Genomic DNA, 7,992 nt, shown 5'->3' with positions numbered 1-7,992 from the left:
GCTCAAGCTACTGTGCCAGCAGCAAAAATTTTGTTAGTGGATGATCAGGCGTCCTCTCTGTTATTACTTCGCGAGCTATTGCAGGATTTAGCCACGCTGTATTTCGCTACAGATGGTGTTCAGGCCATAGAGTTAGCTATTTTGCATCGTCCTGAGTTAATAGTGTTGGACATTGAGATGCCGGGTATGGATGGTCTGGCGGTATGCCGAAGCTTAAAATCCAATCCCGCCACCAAAGATATAGCCGTGGTATTTATAACCACTCATATCGACATAGAACACGAAATAGCTTCACTGACCGAAGGCGGTATAGATTTTTTACGCAAACCTTTGCACGCAATCTCAAGCCGGATACGGATTAAAAATCTGCTGGATTTAAGTCGTTACAGCAGACAAGTCGAAGCGGAAAGAGAATGGCTGCGAGTCACTTTAGATTCTATTGGCGATGCGGTGATAGCCACAGATCTGGATGGCAAAATCAGCTTTATGAACCCCATTGCTGAACGTATGACGGGCTGGCTGGCCAAGGATGCGTTGTCTCGTCCAATCGAAGACGTGATGCAATTAAGAGATGCCCACACCCAGGAACCACACTGGAACCCGATTTATTTTGCCCTGAAAGAACAACGAGTCGTGGCTATGGCATTGAATTGCCAACTGGTGTCGCGCACAGGCCAGCAGTTTCAGGTCGAAGACTCAGCCGCGCCTATTATCGACAGTAAGGGGCATTGTCTGGGTAGCATAGTGGTATTTCATGATGTCAGTGAAAGTATGGCGCTGGCGTTAAAAATGAGCCATTTAGCAAACCATGATCCGTTAACTAATCTACCGAATCGTGTTTTGCTGTATGACCGTATCGAACAGGCGATCAAAAAAGCAGAGCAGTTGCACCATAAAGCAGCCTTACTGCTGATCGACCTGGATCACTTTAAATACGTCAACGATTCGATTGGCCATAATCTCGGGGATTTGCTGATCAAACAAGCCTCAGAGCGCCTGGGGTCGATTTGTGACGCGGGTATTACGCTGGCACGGCTGGGCGGAGACGAGTTTGTGGTGGTGCTGCCAGAACTTTGGTCCATTGAAGAGATAGCCCTGTTCAGCAGTCAGGTGCATAGTCAATTTCAACAGCCTTTTGTGCTGGAAGATAAAAAATACCAAATGGCCGTCAGCATAGGCGTCAGTATTTATCCTGATGATGCTCAAACCATTGAGATGTTTATGCGCCATGCCGATGTGGCTATGTTTAAAGCCAAATCCGAGGGCCGCAACAGAACCAGCTTTTTCTCAGATGAGCTGGAACAACACATTATCCACCGCCATCAACTGGAACTGCTGTTACGCGACACACTGAGTAACAACCAACTTCAGGTGTATTACCAGCCCAAACTCTGTCTAGAGACCGGTAGGCTGCTTGGCGCTGAAGCTTTAGCCCGGATGCAAGATCATCAGGGGCAGTGGGTTTCGCCGTCAGAGTTTATCCCGTTGGCAGAGGAAACCGGCTTAATTACCGAACTGGGTCGACAAGTCTTACGGCAAGCCTGCCAGGAGTGCCTGGGCTGGCAGCGGCTGGGTTATCATGTTCCTGTATCAGTCAATATTGCCGCCGCTCAGTTTGCAGATCCGTTACTGGTGAAACAAATCACGGATCTGCTGACAGAACTACAACTGCCAGCACAGCTTTTGGAGCTGGAGGTAACGGAAAGCGCGCTGATGCTGGATGTCAGTAAAACCCAAAGCATGCTGAGTCAGCTCAAAGCTGCTGGTACTTGTATTGCCATCGACGATTTCGGCACAGGATATTCGAGCTTGTCCTATCTGAAAAAATTTCAGGTTGATGTGCTGAAAATAGACAAATCTTTTGTGCAGGAAATGCTGATCGACAGGGGCGATATGGAAATTGTTAAAGCAGTGATCTCCCTCGCTCAGTCTATGCATCTGCAACTCATCGCCGAGGGCATCGAGATTGAAGCGCAAAAAGACATGCTGATACAACTGGGCTGCAGCGTTGGTCAGGGCTATTTATTCAGTAAGCCGTTGTCGAAAGAGGATTTTAAAGCCTATTTGCAGCAAAGAGCCACAGTATAGGCTTTTCTATACACCAATAAGTAGTTATCTCTGATGTTTTAACGCTCTGAGTACTCGTCTGGTTAAAGTGCTCACCAGCAATGCAGACAAGATTGCGATAGGTGCCAACCAAGCTCCTAATAATTCTTGATCGGCCGGATAAGGCGTGGCAAAAAAACCTATGGCAAGACTATGACCATTGCCAGCAGACCAGGCACCGACCGAGTCCGGCATAATAACTTCGGCTCCAGCAATAAAAAACAGCGCCAAAGCAATACTGAAACCAAAAGCAGCCATGGCGTAATACAAAGTCACTGTCACGCCTTGTTTTACCTTTTGAATAGCTTTAAAACCAACAGGAGGCGGCGCACCTGTAGTGATATGAGCTATGTAAGCAAGTGCCAGCTCGCGGGGTTCACCGAAGCCTTGTAAAATAGCCTTGGCATCCTCCGTTAAACCTGAACCTTGCTGCTGTTCCAGCGCATCAAAAATATGGCTTTCAATTTCCTTCAGCACTTCCTGTGCTTGAGCCTTTTCCAATCTGGCTAGGTAACGCTCTAGCTCTTTTAAGTACTGATGAATAATGTCGCGTTGTTCCATTTTTTATTCTCCTTGAACAGGTAAAGCGTCAGGGCCCGGGTGGGCCAATAAAAATTCAACATCAAGCACGGATTGGCGCCATAAGGTGATCAAATCGGCCAGCTTATGATGGCCTGTAGCCGTCAGGCTGTAATATTTGCGCGGCCTGACATCACCTTCTTGCACCCACTGTGCATCCACAATACCTTCACGTTTCAGCCGGTCTAACAGCGGATACAAAGTGCCCTCGGTAATGGCGGCACTTTTAAAACTTTGCAGCAGCTTCAAAAGCTCCAGCCCATACAAAGTACGATGTTGCAGCGCCGCCAAAATCACCAGCTCCAGCGTGCCTTTACGCAACTGCACTTCCCACTTTTCCTGAGTTTTTTCTTCTTTCTCTGCTGTTGTCATAAAGTAACCATGCGATGAATTATACTTTGCATTACATAGTAATATGTATAGCATATCACGTTCCGGATTAGCAAGCGGAATTTTTAAGCACTGTTTGCTGAAATGGTAGAAATAACTAAAACTAAAGCCGCAGTAATGCGGCTTTAGTGCTTTCGCAGTGTTGCGACAGAGGGATTAGCTAAAAGTGGTTGTCTAACTCAGTCTGGCCTGCACAAGATCCGCCAACCGAAAACCAATCAACATAAAAACGACAAACATCAGTCCTTCCAAAGCTCCTGAGCCAGCCAACACCAAAGCAGGACCAGGGCATAACCCGACTAAGCCCCAGCCTAAACCAAACAGTGTGCTACCGATCAGTAAAGGCGAGGTCACAGCTGTAGCCTCAGGCCAATTGAACTTCGCCTGTAATAAACTATGCGGCATTTTTTTGCTGAGGGTAAAAGCGATAAAAGCCACCACTATGCCACCCACCATCACCAAAGCCAGCGATGGGTCCCAAAGCCCTGCTATATCTAAAAACCCCAGCACTTTGGCTGGATTTGCCATGCCAGCAAGCAAAAGACCTAAACCAAATAATAAACCGCAGACAAAAGCGCTCGCGGATAAAAACCAGTGTTGTCGCATAGATTTTTCCTCAGACGACATGCCGCATAACAAAAACTGTAACCACTGCAACTGTCATAAAAGTAACAGTAGCGACCAAAGAACGTCCTGACAGACGGGATAAACCACAGATACCGTGCCCACTGGTACAACCCGAACCTAAACGAGCGCCAAAGCCAACTAATAGCCCTGCAATAGCTAATAGCCAGTAATTGCCCGTCACCTGAACTTCGGGCAAAGGGACGAACAGCAGCCAAACCCAGGAAGACAAAATCAGCCCCAGAACAAAAGCCAGCCGCCACAGCCGTTCAGGGCCGAACGAGATAAAAGTTCCGGCTGTAATACCACTGATCCCGGCAATACGGCCATTTAGTAACCATAAAAAGGCAGTCGCAAGACCAATCAACAGTCCGCCGAGTAGTGACTGTAGTGGCGTAAAATTTATCCAGTCCATCATCAATACCTCAAGGTAGCGCCAGGGAAAGTAGCTGTGCATTAAACACACAGATTAATCACTTATTAATATAAGCATATACACAAAAAGAATATTAGTAAACACTAAAAAACACCTAAGTCTGGCTACCAAAACACCTGCAACTACAGAAGCTTTAAATGATTAACACAAAGTAATGAGCTAAGCATAACCAAATTTTAGGCATAAAAAAAGTCGGAGAATCCGACTTTTTTGTTTTAAATCAAAAACTTAAAGCAACTTATTCCACGGTTACCGACTTGGCCAGGTTACGTGGCTGGTCTACGTCTGTGCCTTTGATAATGGCGACGTAGTAGCTTAATAACTGCAGCGGGATGGTGTAGATGATTGGTGCAATCAGCGGATGTACGTGTGGCACGCTGATCACTCGCTGCGTCGCGTCTGATTTAAAGTGAGCATCCACGTCGGCGAATACGTACAGGATACCGCCACGGGCACGCACTTCTTCCACGTTGGACTGCAGTTTTTCCAGCAGTTCGTTGTTTGGCGCGACCACAATAATTGGCATATCGGCGTCAATCAGCGCTAATGGGCCGTGTTTCAGCTCGCCTGCGGCATAAGCTTCAGCGTGAATGTAAGAAATTTCTTTCAGCTTCAGCGCGCCTTCCATAGCGATAGGATACTGATCGCCACGGCCTAAGAACAACGAATGATGCTTGTCAGCGAATTCTGTGGCCAAAGCTTCGATTTTTGGTGCCAGGGTTAAGGTTTCTTCCAGTTTGGCCGGCAGAGTTTTTAAGGCCTGTACCATGTCCTGTTGCTGCACTGCTGTTAAACCATTGTATTTACCAATGGCCAGCGTCAGCATAGACAAACCCACTAACTGAGTGGTGAAAGCCTTAGTGGAAGCCACACCAATTTCAGCACCAGCACGGGTCATAAAGGCCAGATCGGATTCACGCACCAGTGAAGAACCTGCGACGTTACAAATCGTTAAGCTGCCGATATAGCCTGCTTCTTTGGCTAAACGTAAGGCCGCTAAAGTATCTGCAGTTTCACCGGACTGGGAAATGCTGACCAGCAAGCTACCCGGCTGGACAAAGGATTTGCGGTAACGGAATTCAGACGCAATTTCGACGTTACAGGAAATACCAGCTAAAGATTCCAGCCAGTAACGGGCCACCATACCTGAGTGGTACGAGGTACCGCAGGCAACGATTTGCACATGACGTACTTTTTTGAACAGTTCAGCAGCGCCGTTACCAAAGGTTTCGTCCAGCACAGAATCTGAGCCTAAACGACCTTCTAAAGTGTTGCTGATAGCATGTGGCTGTTCGTAGATTTCTTTCAGCATAAAGTGACGGTACTGACCTTTGTCACCTGCATCGTAGCTGGCGGTCGATTCAGTAATAGTGCGCTCGACTTGTTTGCCGTTTTTGTCATACACAGTCACGCTGGTGCGGGTAATTTCGGCCACGTCGCCTTCTTCTAAAAACATAAAACGACGGGTCACAGGTAACAGAGCGAGCTGATCTGAAGCGATGAAGTTTTCGCCAATACCAAAGCCGATCACCAATGGGCTGCCTGAACGGGCCACTACCAAATGGCTTGGGTCGTTTTGGTCCATCAGTACAGTGCCGTATGCGCCGTTAAATTGTTTAACAGCCTTTTGCACAGCCGCTAACAAAGAACCAGCGGTTTTTATTTCGTCAGCCACTAAGTGCGCTATCACTTCAGTGTCAGTGTCTGAATTAAACACATAACCTTTGGCTTTTAACATTTCACGCAGCGGGCCGTGGTTTTCGATAATGCCGTTGTGTACTACAGAAATATGGCCGGATACATGGGGGTGAGCGTTACGCTCTGAAGGTTCGCCGTGGGTCGCCCAGCGGGTGTGCGCAATACCAGTGCCGCCCACAACTGGGGTTAATTTTACTGCGTCAGACAGTTCTTTTACTTTACCTAAACGGCGGATACGTTGTAATTCGCCTGTTGGGCTGATAATGGCTACACCGGCTGAGTCATAACCACGGTATTCCAGACGGCGTAAGCCTTCGACCAGAATGTCTACCACGTCACGTTGTGCTACCGCACCTACTATTCCACACATAAAGTCTTACTCCACTGATCCAAGGGGGGCGCAAATTACCTTTACGCCTTGTTGTTCTATTTGTTGTTTTGCGCTGGCGGGTAACTTGTCGTCTGTTACCAGTATTTTGATCGACGACCAGGGCAATTCTAAGTTGTGGATTTTCCGGCCTATTTTGTCGGATTCCACCATCACCACCACTTCACGCGCCACTTCGGCCATCACCCGGCTTAAGCTGGTCAGCTCATTAAAAGTAGTAGTACCACGCTGCAGATCAATGCCGTCGGCACCAATAAATAGCTGATCAAAATCGTATGCACGTAACACCTGTTCCGCCAGCTGACCCTGAAAAGCTTCAGACTGAGGGTCCCAACTGCCCCCTGTCATCAGCAGCGTAGGCTCGTTTTCCAGTTCACGCAACGCATTGGCAATAGACAAGGAATTGGTCATCACCACTAAACCTTGTTTATGTGACAATTCAGGTAATAAGGCCGCTGTGGTGCTGCCGCTATCGAGAATAATGCGGTTGTGATCACGAATCAGCTCTGCAGCAGCTTTGGCCAGAATTTGCTTTCGTTCTGAAACTTTTTCGACTGCAGCTTCCTGAATGAGTTCATGCGGCACTTGCACTGCGCCACCATAGCGGCGCAATAACAAACCATTGTCTTCCAGTGCAGCTAAGTCTTTACGAATAGTCACTTCAGAAGTTTCAAAGTGATGGGCCAACTGCTCCACGCTCACTTCTCCCTGCAGATTCAACAGGTCCAGAATAGCGCGGCGGCGTTGTTGGGTGTTTCGTTTGTTCATCTGCCAGTCATTTAAGTTTCGTTTCGAAAGATATTTTACAGAAACGAAAGATAAGTGCAAGAGTGAAAGTTAAATTCAGCTTTTGTGGATAGAGTGCGCGCAGTCAACAAAGCTGCAGCTTCAAGTACGACGGCTAATTAATGTTGATGTGCAGCTTCTGGCCCTATCAAAACAATCATCAGCAAAACACCCAGGCCCATCATCAATCCATGTAACCACAGCGGTTGTTCGACATTTTTGCGCAGCAGCGGCATTAAGTCGGCGCTGGCCAGATAAATAAAGGCACCGGCTGTGATAGCCAATAAGATATTCAGATTCGGTGTTAACCAGTGACTGATGGTTAAGGTGGCTACTGCACCTAAAACACAAGCACCAGCCGATAACAGGTTATACAACAAGGCTTTTTTGCGACTGAAGCCGGCGTTTAAAAGCACTGCCACATCGGCAATTTCCTGCGGAATTTCATGGATCAGAATGGCGACCGTGGTCGTCACCCCCAATAAAGGGTCGACTAAAAAACTACCTGCTATCAGTACACCGTCAATAAAATTATGAATGCCATCAGCCACCAGATTTACTTTGCCATAGCTGGCAGTACTTATCGCCTGATCCGGCAGTTGTGGATGGCCATGTTGCAGCGCACGTTCCAGAAAATAAAAACCCAATAAACCCGCCAGTACCCAACCAAAAAGCTGACGATGTGACTCTTGATGCTTTAGTGCATCCGGCAATAAATGTAAAAAGGCATTGGCCAGCAATACACCGACCGCCAGGCTTAGAATCAGCGGTAAAAATCGTTGTAGTTTTTTTTGTGGCAGTAAAAATAAGATAGCCCCGGACAGAGATACCAGCATGACCAAACAGGCAGCTAGCAGGATAAACAGAGTCAACATAAAAAATCCTGTCCTATGGGAAATAACAGCGGGTAAAGATGATTATCACGTCACACGTGAAGCTGCAGCTTTGTTGACTGCAAATTCAACTGTCTTGGGTACAGATTTCA

8 protein-coding genes are annotated in these 7,992 nt (G+C 47.4%); 1 reads left to right on the top strand and 7 read right to left on the bottom strand.

Annotated features, from left to right (window positions below; translation table 11 throughout):
* Positions 1-2,088, top strand: a 2,088-nt coding sequence (locus SD53_RS17550; protein ID WP_046521504.1) for a putative bifunctional diguanylate cyclase/phosphodiesterase, incomplete at its 5' end; no start/stop codon positions are given.
* A gap of 24 nt (positions 2,089-2,112) precedes the next feature.
* Here the strand turns inward: SD53_RS17550 and SD53_RS17545 are convergent.
* The 7 genes from SD53_RS17545 to SD53_RS17515 form a co-directional block, all read right to left on the bottom strand.
* Positions 2,113-2,667, bottom strand: a complete 555-nt coding sequence (locus SD53_RS17545) for an HAAS signaling domain-containing protein (RefSeq protein WP_046521501.1) — start codon at positions 2,665-2,667, stop codon at positions 2,113-2,115.
* 3 nt (positions 2,668-2,670) lie between these two features.
* Positions 2,671-3,057: a PadR family transcriptional regulator gene (locus tag SD53_RS17540; RefSeq protein WP_046521500.1), complete on the bottom strand. Its 387-nt coding sequence runs from the start codon at positions 3,055-3,057 to the stop codon at positions 2,671-2,673.
* A 192-nt stretch (positions 3,058-3,249) separates the two neighbouring features.
* Complete coding sequence (locus SD53_RS17535; RefSeq protein WP_046521499.1) at positions 3,250-3,681, bottom strand: DUF6691 family protein; 432 nt, start codon at positions 3,679-3,681, stop codon at positions 3,250-3,252.
* 10 nt (positions 3,682-3,691) lie between these two features.
* Positions 3,692-4,114, bottom strand: a complete 423-nt coding sequence (locus SD53_RS17530; protein ID WP_244927298.1) for a YeeE/YedE family protein — start codon at positions 4,112-4,114, stop codon at positions 3,692-3,694.
* Positions 4,115-4,373: 259 nt separating this feature from the next.
* Positions 4,374-6,203 carry a glutamine--fructose-6-phosphate transaminase (isomerizing) gene (gene glmS / locus SD53_RS17525; RefSeq protein ID WP_046521497.1) on the bottom strand — a complete coding sequence of 610 codons (1,830 nt, stop codon included), beginning with the start codon at positions 6,201-6,203 and terminating at the stop codon, positions 4,374-4,376.
* A gap of 6 nt (positions 6,204-6,209) precedes the next feature.
* Entirely contained in the window at positions 6,210-6,989 is a 780-nt protein-coding gene (locus SD53_RS17520) for a DeoR/GlpR family DNA-binding transcription regulator (RefSeq protein ID WP_046521496.1), read from the bottom strand.
* A gap of 137 nt (positions 6,990-7,126) precedes the next feature.
* Entirely contained in the window at positions 7,127-7,882 is a 756-nt protein-coding gene (locus tag SD53_RS17515) for a ZIP family metal transporter (RefSeq protein WP_046521495.1), read from the bottom strand.
* Positions 7,883-7,992: the final 110 nt, after the last annotated feature.

Origin of the sequence: Rheinheimera mesophila (assembly GCF_000986865.1) — a bacterium.
Taxonomy (GTDB): Bacteria; Pseudomonadota; Gammaproteobacteria; order Enterobacterales; family Alteromonadaceae; genus Pararheinheimera; species Pararheinheimera mesophila.
Note: the sequence above shows the minus strand (reverse complement) of the source record. Positions and strands in the feature narration are given on the sequence as shown.